This window comes from Desulfoprunum benzoelyticum (assembly GCF_014201505.1).
GTDB lineage: Bacteria > Desulfobacterota > Desulfobulbia > Desulfobulbales > Desulfocapsaceae > Desulfoprunum > Desulfoprunum benzoelyticum.
Map to the genome: position 1 here is coordinate 181,977 of NZ_JACHEO010000003.1, position 16,751 is coordinate 198,727.

14 protein-coding genes are annotated in these 16,751 nt (G+C 61.2%); 4 read left to right on the top strand and 10 right to left on the bottom strand.

Translation table 11 applies throughout. The features are described from left to right. Nucleotides 1-23 precede the first annotated feature (23 nt). On the bottom strand, nucleotides 24-464 hold the full coding sequence (locus HNQ81_RS05005) for a ParB N-terminal domain-containing protein (protein ID WP_183348940.1): 441 nt from the start codon (nucleotides 462-464) through the stop codon (nucleotides 24-26). 291 nt (nucleotides 465-755) lie between these two features. On the opposite strand from HNQ81_RS05005, the gene gdhA reads away from it, so the two are divergent. Further along, a complete protein-coding gene (gdhA, locus tag HNQ81_RS05010) occupies nucleotides 756-2,111 on the top strand; it encodes an NADP-specific glutamate dehydrogenase (protein ID WP_183348942.1) in 1,356 nt (451 codons plus the stop codon). A gap of 52 nt (nucleotides 2,112-2,163) precedes the next feature. On the opposite strand, the gene HNQ81_RS05015 is transcribed toward gdhA, so the two are convergent. The 3 genes from HNQ81_RS05015 to HNQ81_RS05025 all read right to left on the bottom strand — a co-directional run bounded on the left by HNQ81_RS05015 (nucleotide 2,164) and on the right by HNQ81_RS05025 (nucleotide 7,738). Beyond that, complete coding sequence (locus HNQ81_RS05015) at nucleotides 2,164-4,779, bottom strand: PEP/pyruvate-binding domain-containing protein (protein WP_183348944.1); 2,616 nt, start codon at nucleotides 4,777-4,779, stop codon at nucleotides 2,164-2,166. A gap of 421 nt (nucleotides 4,780-5,200) precedes the next feature. After that, nucleotides 5,201-6,853, bottom strand: coding sequence for a glutamate synthase-related protein (locus HNQ81_RS05020; RefSeq protein WP_183348946.1), 1,653 nt, complete (start codon nucleotides 6,851-6,853; stop codon nucleotides 5,201-5,203). A 702-nt stretch (nucleotides 6,854-7,555) separates the two neighbouring features. After that, nucleotides 7,556-7,738: a hypothetical protein gene (locus tag HNQ81_RS05025; RefSeq protein ID WP_183348948.1), complete on the bottom strand. Its 183-nt coding sequence runs from the start codon at nucleotides 7,736-7,738 to the stop codon at nucleotides 7,556-7,558. A gap of 251 nt (nucleotides 7,739-7,989) precedes the next feature. Between HNQ81_RS05025 and HNQ81_RS05030 the strand changes: the two genes are divergently transcribed. The 3 genes from HNQ81_RS05030 (at nucleotide 7,990) to HNQ81_RS05040 (ending at nucleotide 11,751) form a co-directional block, all read left to right on the top strand. Further along, nucleotides 7,990-8,760 carry a LuxR C-terminal-related transcriptional regulator gene (locus HNQ81_RS05030; RefSeq protein ID WP_183348950.1) on the top strand — a complete coding sequence of 257 codons (771 nt, stop codon included), beginning with the start codon at nucleotides 7,990-7,992 and terminating at the stop codon, nucleotides 8,758-8,760. 182 nt (nucleotides 8,761-8,942) lie between these two features. After that, entirely contained in the window at nucleotides 8,943-11,222 is a 2,280-nt protein-coding gene (gene mrcB / locus HNQ81_RS05035) for a penicillin-binding protein 1B (RefSeq protein WP_183348952.1), read from the top strand. A gap of 19 nt (nucleotides 11,223-11,241) precedes the next feature. Then, nucleotides 11,242-11,751, top strand: a complete 510-nt coding sequence (locus HNQ81_RS05040; protein WP_183348954.1) for a tetratricopeptide repeat protein — start codon at nucleotides 11,242-11,244, stop codon at nucleotides 11,749-11,751. A 166-nt stretch (nucleotides 11,752-11,917) separates the two neighbouring features. On the opposite strand, the gene HNQ81_RS05045 is transcribed toward HNQ81_RS05040, so the two are convergent. The 6 genes from HNQ81_RS05045 to HNQ81_RS05070 form a co-directional block, all read right to left on the bottom strand. Beyond that, nucleotides 11,918-12,163: a hydrogenase/urease maturation nickel metallochaperone HypA gene (locus tag HNQ81_RS05045; RefSeq protein WP_183348956.1), complete on the bottom strand. Its 246-nt coding sequence runs from the start codon at nucleotides 12,161-12,163 to the stop codon at nucleotides 11,918-11,920. Nucleotides 12,164-12,204: 41 nt separating this feature from the next. Continuing rightward, a complete protein-coding gene (hypD, locus tag HNQ81_RS05050) occupies nucleotides 12,205-13,362 on the bottom strand; it encodes a hydrogenase formation protein HypD (protein ID WP_275888841.1) in 1,158 nt (385 codons plus the stop codon). Nucleotides 13,363-13,434: 72 nt separating this feature from the next. Continuing rightward, entirely contained in the window at nucleotides 13,435-13,680 is a 246-nt protein-coding gene (locus tag HNQ81_RS05055; protein WP_183348960.1) for a hypothetical protein, read from the bottom strand. A gap of 200 nt (nucleotides 13,681-13,880) precedes the next feature. Continuing rightward, nucleotides 13,881-15,329 (bottom strand): Ni/Fe hydrogenase subunit alpha, encoded by a 1,449-nt coding sequence (locus HNQ81_RS05060; protein WP_183348961.1) that lies wholly within the window; start codon nucleotides 15,327-15,329, stop codon nucleotides 13,881-13,883. A 1-nt stretch (nucleotide 15,330) separates the two neighbouring features. Continuing rightward, nucleotides 15,331-16,275, bottom strand: a complete 945-nt coding sequence (locus HNQ81_RS05065) for an NADH-quinone oxidoreductase subunit B family protein (protein ID WP_183348962.1) — start codon at nucleotides 16,273-16,275, stop codon at nucleotides 15,331-15,333. Between the two features lie 11 nt (nucleotides 16,276-16,286). Continuing rightward, nucleotides 16,287-16,709, bottom strand: coding sequence for a hydrogenase iron-sulfur subunit (locus HNQ81_RS05070; RefSeq protein WP_183348963.1), 423 nt, complete (start codon nucleotides 16,707-16,709; stop codon nucleotides 16,287-16,289). Between the last annotated feature and the right edge of the window lie 42 nt (nucleotides 16,710-16,751).

Genomic DNA, 16,751 nt, shown 5'->3' on the forward strand with positions numbered 1-16,751 from the left:
GCGCGGCGCGTCACGCTCGCCCATCATTGCGCCGGGGTTCCGGCAAACACCCCCTTCAGCCAGCGCCAGAACCGCTGCAGTGGTGTCCCCCGCCGCAGGCGGTGGATTTCCTCCCGCCGTTTTTCGATGGCGATGATCTCCGCCGGGGTGAAATCCTTGCGGAACAGATTCTCGTCGGCCTCGGCGTCGAGCCGCTTCAGGACATCGCCGCCGAAGGAGACGACCGTCACCTCGATCTCCTCCCAGCCCAGGTTGCAGCAGGCCGCCAGCCGCCGATAGCCGGCCACCAGGCGATTGTTCTCGTCGATGACGACCGGGTTGAGCAGGCCGACGTTGGCGATCGATTTCTCCAGGGCCGCGATATCCCCGGTATCCTTGCGGATCCGCGCCCCCTCCTCCACGACGATCTCACTGATCGCTTTTTTCATCTCCACCCCCTCTCCGTCCGGGAATCCGATTGTCATAAGATATCCGATCTTCTTATCGCATCTGTATGATACCCAACATCGGCCTCTTTCTCATGTCTTTTGTCGCCCGCCCGGTGTCCTGCCCGCCGGGGCCCGCCCCCCGATTCCGAGCTGACAGGAAAAATTGGTCAGGAAAAATTTCCGATCTCCGGGGCGAAAGGCCATTTTTTTATTCCCCCGCCCGGAGCTATGTGATATCAAATATCACTCCGTGAGGATCACTATCACGAACCATGCCATTTGGAAGACAATCGACCGTCTATCATTCACAACCAAGGAGAACGAAGAATGTCCGTTACCAACGACGTTGTTGCAAGAGTCAGGCAGATGGATCCTGACCAGAAAGAGTTTCACCAGGCGGTGGAGGAGGTCATGGAGACCCTCGAGCCTACCGTCGATCGTCATCCTGAATTTGTCAAGATGAAGATCTACGAGCGGCTCGTCGAGCCGGAAAGAACCGTTATCTTCCGGGTCCCGTGGGTTGACGACAGGAACGAGGTCCAGGTCAATCGCGGCTTCAGGGTCCAGTTCAATAACGCCATCGGCCCCTTCAAGGGGGGGCTCCGCTTCCATCCCTCCGTCAATCTGAGCATCATCAAGTTCCTCGGCTTCGAACAGATTCTGAAGAATTCCCTGACCACTCTGGCCATGGGCGGCGGCAAAGGCGGGTCGGATTTCGATCCCAAAGGCAAATCCGACGGCGAGGTCATGCGTTTCTGCCAGTCATTCATGCGCGAGCTGTTCCGCCACATCGGTCCCGAAACCGACGTCCCGGCCGGGGACATCGGCGTCGGCGGCCGGGAAATCGGCTATCTGTACGGGTACTACAAGAAGATCAGAAACGATCACACCGGCGTCCTCACCGGCAAGGGCATTGAATACGGCGGCAGTCTGATTCGTCCCGAAGCCACCGGTTACGGCACCGTCTACTTCGCCACCGAAATGCTGGCCACCCGCGGCATCGACCTCAAGGGCAAACGGGTCGCCATCAGCGGCGCCGGCAACGTCGCCCAGTTCGCGATCGAAAAGGTCAACCAGATGGGCGGCACCGTGATCTCCGTCTGCGATTCGACCTCGACGATCATCGACGAGCAGGGCATCGATCCCGAAAAATGCCGCTACATCATGGAGCTGAAAAACATCCGTCGCGGCCGTATCTCCGAGTACGCCGACACCTACAAGGCCGCCTGCTTCGAAGGCGATAACGTCTGGGATGTCATCAGGAAAGAGGGGATCAAGGTCGACGTCGCCCTTCCCTGCGCCACCCAGAACGAAATCGACGAAGGTCACGCCCAGGGGCTGGTGAACAACGGCTGTATCTGCGTTGCCGAAGGCGCCAACATGCCCTCTTCGCCGGAGGCGATCAGGGTCTTCCAGGCCAACAACCTGCTCTACGGCCCCGGCAAGGCCTCCAATGCCGGCGGTGTCGCCACCTCCGGTCTGGAAATGAGCCAGAACAGCTCCAAACTGTCGTGGTCCCGCGATGAGGTCGACGGCAAGCTGCTGAACATCATGAAGGGCATCCATAAATCCTGCCTGGATGCGGCTGAAGCCTACGGCAAGAAAGGTGACTACGTCACCGGGGCCAACATCGCCGGATTCGTCAAGGTCGCCAAGACCATGGTGGCGTACGGCGTCGTCTGATCACCGCCCAAGCGCAACGGGCCGGACTGCACGCAGGACGGCCCGTCTACGTTCAGGCAATTTCCTTTCTTTCGTCATCGAGCGCCAGGTAACAGAGCACTTTCCGATGCTCGACATCGGACTGGATTCTCAGCCGCTCGTCTTTCGTCTCCGCTACCCGGACCACATGCGCGAAGCGCTCGCCTTCCGGCACCAGGGCGCTGAGCATGTTGGGACGGGATCTGATCCAGTCAAGATCGCATTCCACTTCAGGATCTTCGGGATACACGGCGAGATAGACAATCCCGGTCTCCACCAGGTCATGAAAAAAATGGGTCCCGAAGGACAGGTCCGGCACCAGGCTGCCGGTGCTGTGGCTGATCTCGGCAATGACCGTGACGTGGTTGATCTCGGAGAACGTCACGGGAACGCCCATCGCCGGGGTGCAGGTTCCCCATCGCCCCGGCCCCATCAGCAGGACGGAACCGCCATTGCCGGCGGCAATGGCCTTGTTGAGCTTGCCGATCAGGCGGGCGACGGCGTATTTTTCCTGCACTGACAGATCGCCATACTGTTCCGGGTCGACAAAGATGATCCGGGTGACCTCCTTCGAGATCGCGGCGCCGATCGCATTGCCTTCCACGCGCAGAATCGTTCTCCCGATCTCACGCGGATCCGGCAGGGGGTCGTTCGGACCCGATCCCATCGCCTTGAACGGCCGGCATTGCAGCAGGTTGATCTTCAAATCCCCCTTCTGATCGAAGTTGACGGTGAACTCGATCTCCACCGGGTGGTCGTAGGTCTGCTCCAGCCGCGCGAACATCCTCCGCATCAGGTCGACAAACGGCGTTTCGGAGAGAAAGGGATCGAACGTCAGGATCCGATAGTCCTTGACCGGCCGCCCCATCTCCCGCATGGCATCGACCGCCTCCGTGTCCCTGATTCCCATGAGATCGAATTTTTCCGGCGTGCCTTTCTCCAGGGCCTCGACGAGGGTGACGGTTTCGATCTGGTTGTTTTCCAGATTCAGAAGATCGACATAATGCTGGGAATACTTGCGGATATCGTTGAGGCCGACAAGCGGTTTGGCGAGGGGATCGTCGATGGCCAGAATCCGCGGATAGTCATGTTCAACACGGTTGACGGCCCGTGTCCCGAGCCCGAAGACGAGGCGGACCATGCCCTCCTGGGGATCCATCCCCTTTTTCCAGACGAAGGGGTTGCGGGACAGGCCGACGCCGGCCAGATCGGGGAAGAAGTAGGACGTCCGGTAGGAACCGGAGACCCGCATGACGAGGATCGCCATCTGCTCATCCGACTGATCGAGTCCCCGCTGCAACCGGTAGGTCAGCGCGTCTTCGCTCATGGTGCAGGCGAAAATGCGGAGCACCGCCTTTTCGAAGCTTTCGTAGCGCTGTTTCGGGCTCTCCTGGTTGACGCAGAAGAAGCTGTCGTATTTGCCGGCGAAGGCGCTGCCGAAGGCGTCCTCGAGCAGGCTGCTGGAACGGACGATGCTCGGCGATTGACCGAAGTACTCCAGCATCAGCTTGAAACGTTCGACAATCTCTTCGGGGAACACCCCGTTTTCCATTTTTTCCTTCAGCTCCATGGCCTTGGGAAAGTAGCCCTCCCGGGTTTTATGCTCCATGAAGGTCTGCCACCAGCCGTTCTGGACGATATAGGAATAAAAGACATCGGAGCCGATGTAAAAGGAATCGTGGTGTTCCAGGGTATTCCCCCAGGTGTCCGGATCGTCTTTCATCAGGATCTTGCGGGCCAGCAGCATGCCCACGGACTTGCCGCCGATAAAACCCGTGCCGATCAGGCGGTCCTTGATGCTCAGCATGTCCTCGAGGGTGAAATGGCTGCGGATCAGGGCCAGGAGTCGCTCGTCCCGCGTCAGCATCAGCCGGCTCAGCTGCTGGATCAGATCTTTCCTTTCCGCCTCGGCGGCGTCGGATTGCAGCAGACGCCTGGCCTCCATGAACAACCGATCCCAGTAATCGAGGTGGCGATGGGCCCCGGTCGTATCATAGTGGGAAAGGCGGGAGAAAAGCTGTGCCGCCTCGACACTGTTGATGACCGGCACCAGCCGGCGTTTTTCCTTGATGTGGGGTAAAAACATCGTCGGCGAATAGCGGCGCTCCACCTTGAGGGGATGGATACAGAGCTTGCCGTCGGCATTGTAGACGTCGATCAGGACCTGGGTCGTCTCCCGGATCCTGGCGATCGACTTGAACGAGTGGCTGTTTCTGAGGATGGCGAAATAGGCGATGGTGTTGAGCTGGAACAGGTAGGGGCAGGTGATGACGAAAAAATCGCCGATCATCAGGTCGGTGGCCCAGATATGCAGCAGGTCGGAGAGGAGGTCGAAGACATACAGCACATCCCGTCCTTCCCTGGTGATGATACTGTGGACCTCGCGGGAAAACGACTCGAAACTGTTTCCGGTCTCCAGCCGGTAGATCATGAGGTTGGGACGCTCGTCCAGGATCGGCATATGCCGGCCGAAGCGGATGTACACGACCCGTTCGTTTCTGGACAAGGCGCTGTTGACAAAAGGCAGGACCAGCCGCTGGTAGTCGTCGATGCTGTCGACCTGCCAGACGACATTGTCCCCCCAGCGCAGGTGATCGATGATATGGTCCAGGCTGTCCCAGCCAGTGGAGACATGGGTGTGATATCGCATAGGGATGTATCCTCTCACGTGATTCCCGCCACCGCTACAGGAAATGATACAATAATGGAATATACGACGGTCCTGGTGTATCTCTTTTTGTTCATTCTGGCGTCACTGTCCCACCTGAGCCGCAATCGGCCTGGCGGCTGCAGGCCCGGCCTGATCTGCGGACCGGAGAAAGCTGCGGACTGCGAGGCGGCGCGCCGCGGAATGCCCGGGGGCGGCGCGAACATCGTGTCGGGCGGGAATGGAAAATTGAGGCCCCTGTCAATTTGATACCATAAACCCGACGGGGCTTCAATGGAGGCCGCGCGATCGCCGCGAAGGCCCGGGGACCAGGTCGTCGGGCAGATCGCGCGGGCGAGGACCGCCGTCCCCCTTGCGGGCCGCACACCTCCGTCGGCCCGGAAAGGGAACAGGCGCAGACGGCTCAGGAGTTCAGAATCTTCCTTGCCGACTCGTCGTTGACGTCGGAGACGTGCGGGATGCCGGTCTCTCGCGCCGTTTCCCGGTTGCCGGAGAAGATGTCGCTGCGGCTGACCTGGTTCAGGGAGAATTTCCTGCACCCGGCCATCAGCTGCTGGACGCCGCAGGCGAGCTTGTCGGCCAGGGTGTAGAAGCCGATGGCGCCATAGGGGATGTTCTTCATCTCGTCCTTGCCGACAATTTTCTCGACGTCATAGTAGCCGGCGAAGATCTCGTCGGCGGTCTTGCCCTGCTCGAGCACGGTCTTGGGCAGTTCGTTCCAGTTGCCGTTGACCCGATCCCGCCGTTCGGGATAGATGGCGCCCTCGATATTGGCGCCCAGAAAACCGGGGATCATGATCCCCCGGCCCATGCAGACCAGCTTGGTATAGGGCGCCCCCAGGGCCAGGGCCTTGAAGATGTGGTCCTCGAGGGCGAAGCCGCCGGCAAAGGACATGTCGACGACCTGCCTGCCCTTGGCCGCCAGCATATTGGCATATTCATGGGCCTTGGAGTGGAGAATGATCGACGGCACGCCCCAGCTCTGCATCATGTTCCAGGGGCTCATGCCGGTACCGCCGCCGGAACCGTCGATCGTCAGCAGGTCGAGCTGGGCGTCGGTGGAGAACTTGATCGCCATCGCCAGTTCTTCCATGCCGTAGGAACCGGTCTTCAGGGTCACCCGGTTGAACCCGAGACCGCGCAGGTATTCGACGGTGCTCATGAAATCTTCGCGGACCTGTTCCACCGAACTGAGCTGGGTGGCGCCGAGGCGGCTGTGCCGGGCGAACGACTTGATCGCCCCCTGCTCGAAACCCTTCTGGACCTCGGGGATGGAGGGATCGGGATCGACGACATAGCCGCGGTCCTTGAGGAACCTGGCGTAGTCGATGCTCCGCACCTGGATCTCACCGCCGATGTTTTTGGTGCCCTGGCCCCACTTCAGCTCGATAATGCATTTGTCGCCGTATTTATCGGCGACGTACTCGGCGACGCCGTTGCGGGCGTCTTCGACGTTGAGCTGGACGATAATCGCCCCATAACCGTCATGGTAGCGCATATAGGTATCGATGCGGCGGTCGAGCTCCGGCGCCGCCTTGATCTTGCCCTTTTTTTCCGGGCCGGGATTGATCTCCGACTTGCGGTCGACCCCGACGACATTTTCGCCGATGACGACCGGGATGCCGACCAGGGCGCCGCCGATGGCGAAGGAGTCCCAGTATTTTTCGGCGATGAACGTCGAGCCAAGGGCCCCGGTCATCAGCGGCATGCGGACCTTGGTCTTGACCTTCCTGCCGAACTGGGTCTCGAGACTGACATTGGGGAAAATGCAGTCGTCCTGGCTGTTCGTCAGCCCCGGCGCCATCCCCTGGGCCCCATAGGCATAGCCCTGGATGCGCAGCGAATTATAATTGACGCCAATGTGCGTGGTATTGTTCGCCCCGGCGGTCACCAGGCCGAAACTCCGCGGATAGAGGAGCTTGCGACCGACCATGCTGGACAACCAGGTTTCACATTTTCCCTTGCAATCCGCCCGACACAGGGTGCACAGGCTCGATTCGGCGGCGTCACCGCGATTCATGGTGCCGAGAACATCATTGCTCTTTGAAAATCTCATGCTCGTCATCCTTGCGTTGAAGTGAATGGATATACGTCTATAGCGCTGCCGGCGGATGCAGGCAGCGACAGTGGCCAAAGACAGCACACACCATATGTATCTGCAATATAGGGATATTCATGACATGAATCCAAAAATTGTTACAAAAAATATCAAAATGATACAATATTGTAGGAAAAAAACATTAGCTGAGTCCTCCACGGAAATCAATCGATTTTTGACGCCATCACATAAAGGTTGAAAAATCGAGAGACTCCCTGAACCAGAGGCGGAGATCAGCGCGGGAAGGAAGGGAGAAAGGCGTCGCCGGCCCAGGGGGACCGACGAGAGAAACACACGGCGGGGATTATCGGGAAAGAGCGGATCATACGGCTGCGGACATCATCGTAACCGACAGGCACTGCCATCAAAGCTGAACCCGGGGCCCGGGAGCACACAGGCCCGGTCGCTGAACGGAGGATAAGGGAGGACCGAGCGGCGGTCCTCCCTTACCTCTCCTGAGTGTCAAGCCAGCCCGTCTCCCCCGCGGCGCCTCTCTCAGAAGGCGCAGTATCTCATCGGGAGTGTCCGCCCCCCTCGGCGTTCACGGTTCTTTTTTGACACCCATTGAGAGAGCAGGAGGTTGATATGGCGTATCGTGTCGTTCCTTTTCTCTCAATCCGGAATCTCAACAGCAGCCTGGTCAGGCCGACTTCGGAAAGATCAGGCAACCCCGTGCGGACGAAGCCGCTTCGCTTCGCTCCCGACGGTGGCAATCTCACTGCCGACCTTGCCGGCAAACATCCGCTTGAAACCGAATCCGAGGAGCATTCCGAGCGGCAGGACGATCTGCAGCGTCACAGGTAGAATCCAGAACAGTACGATAATGCTGTCGATGCGCATCATAACGTCACCTCCTGGCAGTTGAAGTACAGCCCGTCGCATACACACGCCGTCGCCGGCCTCAATCCGCGCAACCAGTCCCCCGCAGGGTCTGCGAACACTCCCCCACCGGATGGACATCGACAGACAGAGCGCCCCTTTGCATAAGAGCGTCCGGGCATGATATACTTTGCTGATCTGATAAAAGGCTATCGACAGGACGAGCCGATGTCCATACCCATATTTGAGTATTTTCGCCGCCCGAGGGGAAGAAAATGCGCAACTTCCGCCAGGAGTTCATCGATGTCTTCAGGAGTGGCTACATCCGCGAGGAGACGATCAGGCGGCACATCGAACCCTACATCCAGATGGAGAAGCATCTCCCCGATCTCGCCGCCTTTTTCTATGTGCTGGAATACCCGTCAGGGCAATACCGTTTCCTCGGCCGGCAGCAGGAGCATATTTCCGGCTATCCCAACGAAGAAGTCCTGCAACGGGGGATCGACCTCTTTCTCCGTTCCGTCCATCCCGGTGAAATCGACATCCTCCTGCATCAGGTCTATCCCGACATGATCGCCTTTGTCGCCGCCCAGCCGGACGACAACGTCAAAAAAGGGCTGCTCTTCCAGTATAATTACCGTTACAAAAGAAAGGATGAGAGCTATGTCAACCTGCTCAGCAATATCCATATTCTCGAATTGGACGATCAGGGGCGGGCCTCGCTGGTGCTCGGCAACACCATCATGCTGCAGAATGGCGAACTCCTGCCCCTGCGCCTGAAGATCAAGCAGTTTCAGTTCAAGGAACTGGCGGAAACGGTCTTCAGCCGGGTCTATACCCCCCTGTCGGGACAGAAGAGCCTGACGGCAAGGGAACTGGAGATCCTGCGCTATCTCGCCCTCGGCTACACCAGCCGGGAGATCGCCCAGAAACTCTGCATCAGCCCGTTGACGGTCGACACCCACCGCCGCCATCTCCTGCGAAAAATGCAGTGCAACAACGTCGTCGAAATGACCCGGATCGCCTTCCGGAACGCCCTGCTCTGAGCGGCCCAGGGGCGCCGCGGCTCGATCCCGCCGCATCCATGGCCATCCTTTGATCAGGGGAAAGCGGCCCGCCCTCCCTGTCCATGGCTAAAACCCGCCGGATGTGGTAGATTTTTGATTTTGCCGCCTGCAACCGAACTTCTTACCGACACTGGACATACATGGCCGATACGAGCAGACGGGTGAAGAAGAGATGGATCGTTCTCTCTTTCATTGCCCTGATTATCACCGCGATCTCGCTGATCCTGGGCCCCCGGGTCCTGCGCCTGGACCGCATGGTCAAAGATCGACTGGAGGGCCGGATCTGGGCCCTGCCGGCCGAGGTCTATGCCCGGCCCCTCGAACTCTACCCCGGTCTGGAACTCGAGGCCCAGGCACTGGAGGACGAACTCGAACTGGCCGGCTACCGCCGGGAGGACGAGCCGGCAGCGCCGGGGGCCTATGCCCGCCGCAACGGCAGTTTCGAGATTGTCACCCGCGATTTCCCCTACCCCTCGGGCCTCGAACCTTCGACACATTTCACCCTGACGCTGGCCGGCGACCATGTCACCGCCATCACCGGCGTCGACACGGCGGAGTCCATTTCCCTGATCCGCATCGATCCGGCCCGGATCGGCAGTTTTCATGCCCTGGAACATGAGGACCGGCTGCTGCTCAGCCGGGCCCAGCTGCCGGAGATGCTGGTCAAGACCCTGCTCGCCGTCGAGGACCGTGATTTCTACAACCATGGCGGCATCGCCCCGCGCTCCATCCTTCGCGCCCTCGTCGCCAACCTCCGGGCCGGGTCCACCGTCCAGGGCGGCAGCACCCTGACCCAGCAGCTGGCGAGGAATTTCTTCCTCACCCATGAACGGACCCTGGGGCGCAAGGCCAACGAGGCAATCATCGCCCTGCTCCTCGAACTCCATTACGACAAGGAGACGATCCTCACCGCCTATGCCAACGAGATCTTTCTCGGCCAGGACGGCGGGCGGGCGATCCACGGCTTCGGCCGGGCCAGCCGCTTCTATTTCCGGCGGGATCTGGCCGATCTCAGCCCCGAACAGATCGCCCTGCTGGTCGGGATGATCAAGGGACCGAGCGCCTACGATCCCCGCCGCCACCCCGAAGCGAGCCTGCAGCGCCGGGCGGTCGTCCTCGCCGTCATGCGCGAGTCGGGCATCATCGACGAGCCCCTGTACCGGCAGGCGCTGAGCGAACCGCTCGATCATTCCACCCGCGTCATGAAGGGGGGGAGCCGCTATCACGCCTTCCTCGACCTGGTCCGGCGCGAACTGCAGCGGGAATACCGCGAGCAGGACCTCAACGGCAGGGGGATGAAGATCCTCACGACTCTCGATCCCCAGGCCCAGCGGCAGGTCGAACAGCAGCTCGATCGGACCCTGGGCGCCATCGAAAAGAAGGCCGGGGTCCTGGAGGGGGCGGTGGTGATCACCGGCCGCGACAACGGCGAGATCCTGGCCCTGGCCGGCAGCCGCAACCCCGGGATGGCGGGATTCAACCGCGCCATCGACGCCCGCCGCCCCATCGGGTCGCTGATCAAGCCGGCGGTCTATCTGGCGGCCCTGGAACAGGGCTACACCCTGACCAGCCCGCTGCAGGACAGCGCGATCAGCATCCCGTCGCCCGGCAGCCAGACCTGGCGGCCGCAGAACTACGATCGCCGCGAGCACGGCCAGGTGCCGCTCTACCTCGCCCTCGCCCATTCCTACAACCTCGCCACGGTCCGGCTCGGCATGGCGATCGGGCTCGACAAGGTCATCGACTGCGCCAAGAGACTCGGGATGCCGGGCAACATCGCCCCCTACCCCTCGTTTCTGCTCGGCACCGCCGAAATGTCGCCGCTCGAGGTCGGCCAGATGTACCAGACCTTCGCCACCGGCGGCTTCCATCAGCCGCTGCGCTGCATCGACAGCGTCCTCGATGCCGACAACGCCCTGCTGAAACGGTACGGGATGGAGGTCGAGCAGCGCTTCGCCCCGACCGGGGTGTTTCTCCTCAACTCCGCCCTGCAGCAGACCGTCAGCGCAGGAACGGCCCGGGCCCTGACCCGGTTAATCCCGGCCACCCATGCCGTCGCCGGCAAGACCGGCACCACCGACAATCTGCGCGACAGCTGGTTCGCCGGCTATACCGGCGACAAACTGGCCGTCGTCTGGGTCGGCCGCGACGACAACCTGCCGGCCGGAGTCACCGGGGCCGCGGGGGCCATGATCGTCTGGGGCAATATCCTCAAAGATCTGCATCCCCGGCCGCTGGAACTGAGTGAACCGCCGGACATCGAATGGGCCTGGATCGACAGCCGCACGTTCGCGGCGACGAGCCGCCGCAACCCCGACGCGGTCGCCCTGCCGTTCGTGGCCGGCACCGCCCCCGACAACGCCGCCGTCCTGCCCGGGATGGAGGCGATCGAAGAGAAGACCAGGGGCCTGATCGATTCGGTCCGCAGCTGGTTCGAGTAATCACCCTTTCGGAGCGCCAATGACCGCAACCACCACCCGCCCCCTCCCCACCGCCCGGCTGCTGCCGCCACTCCCGTTCCTCCTGCTGTTGCTGCTGACGGTCCTGCTCTACGGCTGCGCCGTGACCGTCCCGGCCCCCACCCGTCCGGCCCGACCAGCGCCGACGGAGATCTCGCCGCCGGCGCCGGCGCCGCCGTCGACCGCCCCGCGACCGGTGAAGCCGAGACCGGGCAAGGTGGCGCAACCGACCGGACCGGCCGGCTCGCTCTACCTCGAGGCCGAAGCGGCGCTGCGCTCGGGCAACCCCGGCCGGGCCGAGATCCTGATCGAACGGGCATTGCGGATCGATCCCGGCAACGCCCGCTACTGGCACCTGCTCGGGCGGGCCAAATATGACCAGGGCGCCTATCCCCAGGCGCTGCAGTTTTTCCGCAAGGCCGAAAGCCGGATCCGCGGCGACCGGGAACTGGCGGCCCGCAACCGGGAATATCTTCAGGCCGCCGCTGCCAGGGCCGGCGGACAACGATAACGACGCTCCAGGCAGAGGGCGAACCGGCCTGCGACACGTTCGTGGCGATGGCGGCCCGGGTGACGATCGAAAGGGCTCTGCGGCAGGTATACTTGAGGACGCAGGGCTGGGGGGATGAAAGAGGAAGAAATCGGGGGTGGGGCAGTCTGGGACGAGGGAAGCAGCTCTAAGCCAGGTCGACCTGCATCAGCATCAGGTCCTGACCGTCATCACGGGTGATGGTGACTTCCATCCCCTCCGTTCGCGGATCCTGACGGCACAGGATGTCGACCCCGAACAGGAAGGACTCCTCGACGATCCCGGCGTTGCTGCCGAGCAGAATTTGAGCCCGGGTGACCTTGTCCGCCTGATGCTGCTTGACGAGGTCGAGCAATTGCCAATGCAGGCCCTGGGCCAGCGAAAACTCGTGCACGCGTGTTCTCCGTGACGTCGGTGGTGAAAATCGATCCGCTTTCAGCCGTGCAGCGGTTGCGCGGCCGGTCTGCCGTGTTCCAGAGTATAATTGTAATACGAGGCGCAGATGCCCTCGACCGACAGCATGCAGGGACCGATCGGATGCTCGATGGTGCAGGCTTTGCCGAAGTCGGGACAGTCAGGCGGCAGGCCGAGGCCGGACATGATCATGCCGCAGATGCACTGACACTGGATCTCCTCGTCCGGCAGCCGGACGTTGAACCGCCTGGTGGCGTCATACAGCGACAGCTCGTCACGGATGACGAACCCGCTCTCTTCAATGATGCCGATCCCCCGCCAGATGGTGTCGACGGCGAAAAACACCTCGGCAACCATCTTCTTGGCCTTGCGGTATTCCTCGGAAGAATAGACCACGGCCGAAAGGTTGTCGACCTGCGTTACCCCGCTCCTGATCTGTTTGACCATGTTGAGCAGGCAGCGCAGAATATCCTCCTGCTCGAAGCCGGCGATGCAGCAGGCCAGATGGTGCTTCTGGGCCAGGGTGGTGTAGGCCTCGGTATCGGACAGGGAGTTGATATGGTCGGAGCAGAGGAGACCGTCGATGCTGAGGTGGGGGTCGTCGAGCAGTGAATCGAGGGTCGGCGGCAGCAACCGGATGGAGGGGATGACGCAGAAATTGTCGATCCCGCGGGAGGCGGCATCGAGGATGACTTCGGCAATGCCCGGCGCCGTCGCCTCGAAACCGACTGCCGGATAGACGATGATCTTGTCCGGATTGGCCTCGGCGATCGCCAGGCTGTCCCGGGGGGTCGAGATGACCTCTACCAAGGCGCCCTGGGCCCTGATCGAAGCCAGCGACTCCCGGGTTCCCCGGACCTGCAGCAGGTCTTCACAGGTCGTCGTGATGACATCGGGTTGTTTGGCGATCTTGACGAAGGCATCGATATGGCCGGCAGGCATGACGCAGACGGTGCATCCCGGACCGGCGACGAGCTCCAGGTTGCGCGGCAGCCGCTCCCTCAGGTCATAGCGCAGAATTGCACGATTGTGAGTACCGCAGACCACCATTACCCTGATCGGTCTGTCGACGATGTGCTGCAGTTCCAGTAAGAGTTCCTGGGATGACGGCATGATCACATTCCTGTTCCGGGCTGTCAGAGACTGATTAAAAAAAGATGGGACCACACGTGGTCCCATCCATGTCTAACATCTTTGGCCCTTCCCTTCAACAATCAATGCAGCGAATGGCCGGTATCGATCAACGTGGAATCAGGACTCTTCAGCCTGCTCCTTCATTACCGCGTAACTCTTGCTGTCGGTGATCTTCTCCTCGTTCAGCTTGTCGATCTCTTCCTTGGTCAGATGAAACTTGCCGCAGGCCGGACAGGTGGCGTCGAATTCATCGCCGACGGCCCGCGCCTTCAGTTCATCGATGGTCATATGGCCGATGTACCCGCACACGCCGCTCGGGTTTTCGGCTCGAACCTGATATCTTTTCTCTGTTTGTTCCGTCATTCCAGTTTCCTCGCGTTACATACATATATCCCCGAGAGATGCCTGATCAGGCTTGTATTATATACTTTTGGCACAGAATATACAAACCATCATCACAGGTATCCTGAACGTCACGGCCGAAAAACCTCCGGCCGCCTCCCTTGGGCCCATCTCCCGACAACCGGTTTCGCAACCGGCAGCCTGGTTCGGACCTGCATCGTTCAACTGACGATCCTGTCAATCTCCTGCCCCTTCGCATCGACGATGCTGACTGCCACAGGTACGCCGCCATCCAGGCGGTGAGTAGCGCAGGACATTCAGGGGTCGTAGGCGCGCACCGCCATCTCGACCTGATTGAGCAGGCCCTGGTTGTAGACGCCGCCTTTGATCAGGGAGGTCGCCGCCTGTTTGACGCTCATGTTCATCGGGGCGATATTGTGCGTCGTGCCGACGATCAGGTTGGCGCTTTTGATGCAGCCGTTGTCATCGGTGGTGTAGTCATGGATCAGGGTACCGCGTGGGGCCTCGACGATACCGACGCCGCGTCCGGCCCTGGGCTCGACCCTGGCCCGGACATTGGGATCGGTGATGCCTTCCCATTCAAGCAGCTCGATGGTCCGCTCGCAGGCATAGACCAGCTCGATCAGGCGGGCATAGTGATAGAGCAGGGTGGCCTGGGCCGGACGGCCGAAGGCGGCGCGGAACTCCTCCAGGGCCGCCTGGGCCTTCGGTGTACTCATCTGGTCGCAGACGTTGATCCGCGCCAGGGTGTTGGCCCGGTAGATGCCCTTGGGATTTTCGTAGTCCAGATTGAATCCCTCACCCCACGACTTGGCATACGGCATCTTCGAATAGGCCCAGGGCTCGACGTGCTCGCCGAGATACTCGGCGTAGTCGGCGCCCTCGAAGTCGACGTAACTGCCGTCGGCCTTCATCAGCCGCTGCCGGCCGTCATAGATCCGGAACGAGCCGTCGGCCCGGTCGACGGTGCCAAGGAAGCCGGTCTTGATGACTCCCAGGCTGCCGATCGTATCCATGTACTTGGCAAAGACGTTCGTCTTGGCGAAATCGAGGGCGTAGCAGGCGAAATCGAGCAGGGTCCTGCTTCCTTCGAGCAGTTCCTGCCGCTCCGCTTCAACCATCGGTTTGGCGAAGCCGCCGACGACCCCGGCGATCGGGTGGATCGCCTTGCCGGCGAACTTGTCGAGCATCATCTGCCCGAGCTGGCGCATCTTGACGACCTTGGTCGCCAGTTCCGGCGCCGCCTTGACGACGCCGATGACGTTGCGGACGGCGTAGTCGGCGTCCGGGCCGAGGACGAAATCGGGGGCGGCGAGGAAGAAGAAGTGCAGGATCTTGTCGTTGATGTGGGCCATGACCTGGCACATCTCCCGGAGCTTGTGGCCGGTCGGGGTCGGGGTGACGCCGAAGCAGCCGTCAACCGCCTTGTTGGAGGCCAGATGGTGCATCCACGGACAGATGCCGCAGATCCGGTTGACGATGCGGGGAACCTCCTCCGCCGGCCGGCCCTCGATGAATTTTTCAAACCCGCGCAGGGACTGGATGTGCAGAAATGCATCTTCCACATTGCCGGCATCATTGAGATGGATGGCAATCTTGGCGTGTCCTTCTATGCGGGAAACCGGGGCAATATTCAGTACAGTTCCCATCTCAGCTCTCCTCCTCTTCTATCCGTTTTTTGACCGGCCTGAGCATTCCATGGGCGCCGGAAAAGCGCAGGATGGAGCGGCGGTCGACGACGGAATTGAAGTCGATGCCGTTGCTGGCCAGAGCGTTCATCATGTCAAGCAGCTGGTTGCCGTCCTTGCGCACCGGGCCGAAACAGCCGCGGCAGGGGACCCGGGCGCTGATGCAGCTCGGCGCTCCCAGTTTGGCGCAGCCGGCGGCAGTCACCGGACCCATGCACATATAGCCCTGCTCGAGCAGACAGCGCATCTCGCTGATCGGCTCGCCCGGGGTGAATTCGGCGTTGGTGATGAAGCGCTTGACCGTGGTGACGGCCCCCTTGCCTTCCCGTTTGGTCGGGCAGGTATCACAGACGCTCTTGCCCGGCAGCACCGGCGGCCGGCCCTCGAGCAGGGAGACGATGACCTCGGCGATCAGGGCCGGATTCGGCGGGCAGCCGGGCAGTTGCATGTCGATCTTGACCTTCTCGTCGCAGGCGTAGATCCGGTCGAGCGGCGCCGGCACCTCGACCGTCGGCACGGTCGCGCCGGGGTCGGTCGTCAGGGTCTGATAGATGCCTTCCCAGCTCGTCTTGCGGTCCTGACCGTTCATCAGCGCCGGGATGCCGCCATGGGTCGCACAGGTGCCGAGGGCGATCAGGACCTTGCATTTTTTCCGCATCTCTTCCAGGACTTCGACGTGCTCGTGGTTGCCGACGCCGCCGGTGACGATACCAACCGTCGCCTCGGGGATCTCCATGGTCACCCCCTCGCCGCACTGACCGAAGTACTTGTGGTCCATCAGGACCGGGGCGTGGACGATGTCGAGGGCTTCGGTGATGATCGGCACCAGGGCCTCACCGATGTTCAGGATCGCGATCTCGCAGCCGGCACAGGAACCCAGCCATTCCAAAGCAGTAGGTACACCCATAGCGACCTCCTTTATGCCGTGACCGCGGCATCTTGATTGTTGATGGGGCCCAGCTGCTTGATCCGGTTCGTCATGTCGGTAACGGCCTTGACAAACTTATCGGGCTCGGCAGAGGATACCCAGGTGATCTCGAAACGGCCACTGTCATAGCCGAAGTCCTCCAGCAGTTCGGTGATCATATCGGAACGGCGCATCGCTTTGTAATTACCATCCAGGTAATGGCATTCGCCGAGGTGTCAGCCAAGGACCATGACGCCGTCGGCCCCCTGGCCGAGGGCGTCCATGACGTGCTCGGGATGGACCATCCCCGAGCACATCACCCGGATAATCCGCACGTTGTGCGGATACTGCATCCTGGCCGTTCCGGCCAGATCGGCAGCGGCGTAGGAGCACCAGTTGCAGCAGAATGCAATGATTTTCGGCTCAAAACTCATTTTTCCCACTCCTTGTATACATGAATGTTCATTTCTACGTTG

Excerpts from the sequence above, each read along its gene's own strand:
- HNQ81_RS05005 (WP_183348940.1), bottom strand. The coding sequence starts at position 464 with ATGACAATCGGATTCCCGGACGGAGAGGGGGTGGAGATGAAAAAAGCG.
- gdhA (WP_183348942.1), top strand. The coding sequence starts at position 756 with ATGTCCGTTACCAACGACGTTGTTGCAAGAGTCAGGCAGATGGATCCT.
- HNQ81_RS05015 (WP_183348944.1), bottom strand. The coding sequence starts at position 4,779 with ATGCGATATCACACCCATGTCTCCACTGGCTGGGACAGCCTGGACCAT.
- HNQ81_RS05020 (WP_183348946.1), bottom strand. The coding sequence starts at position 6,853 with ATGAGATTTTCAAAGAGCAATGATGTTCTCGGCACCATGAATCGCGGT.
- HNQ81_RS05025 (WP_183348948.1), bottom strand. The coding sequence starts at position 7,738 with ATGATGCGCATCGACAGCATTATCGTACTGTTCTGGATTCTACCTGTG.
- HNQ81_RS05030 (WP_183348950.1), top strand. The coding sequence starts at position 7,990 with ATGCGCAACTTCCGCCAGGAGTTCATCGATGTCTTCAGGAGTGGCTAC.
- HNQ81_RS05040 (WP_183348954.1), top strand. The coding sequence starts at position 11,242 with ATGACCGCAACCACCACCCGCCCCCTCCCCACCGCCCGGCTGCTGCCG.
- hypD (WP_275888841.1), bottom strand. The coding sequence starts at position 13,362 with ATGGGACCACGTGTGGTCCCATCTTTTTTTAATCAGTCTCTGACAGCC.
- HNQ81_RS05055 (WP_183348960.1), bottom strand. The coding sequence starts at position 13,680 with ATGACGGAACAAACAGAGAAAAGATATCAGGTTCGAGCCGAAAACCCG.
- HNQ81_RS05065 (WP_183348962.1), bottom strand. The coding sequence starts at position 16,275 with ATGGGTGTACCTACTGCTTTGGAATGGCTGGGTTCCTGTGCCGGCTGC.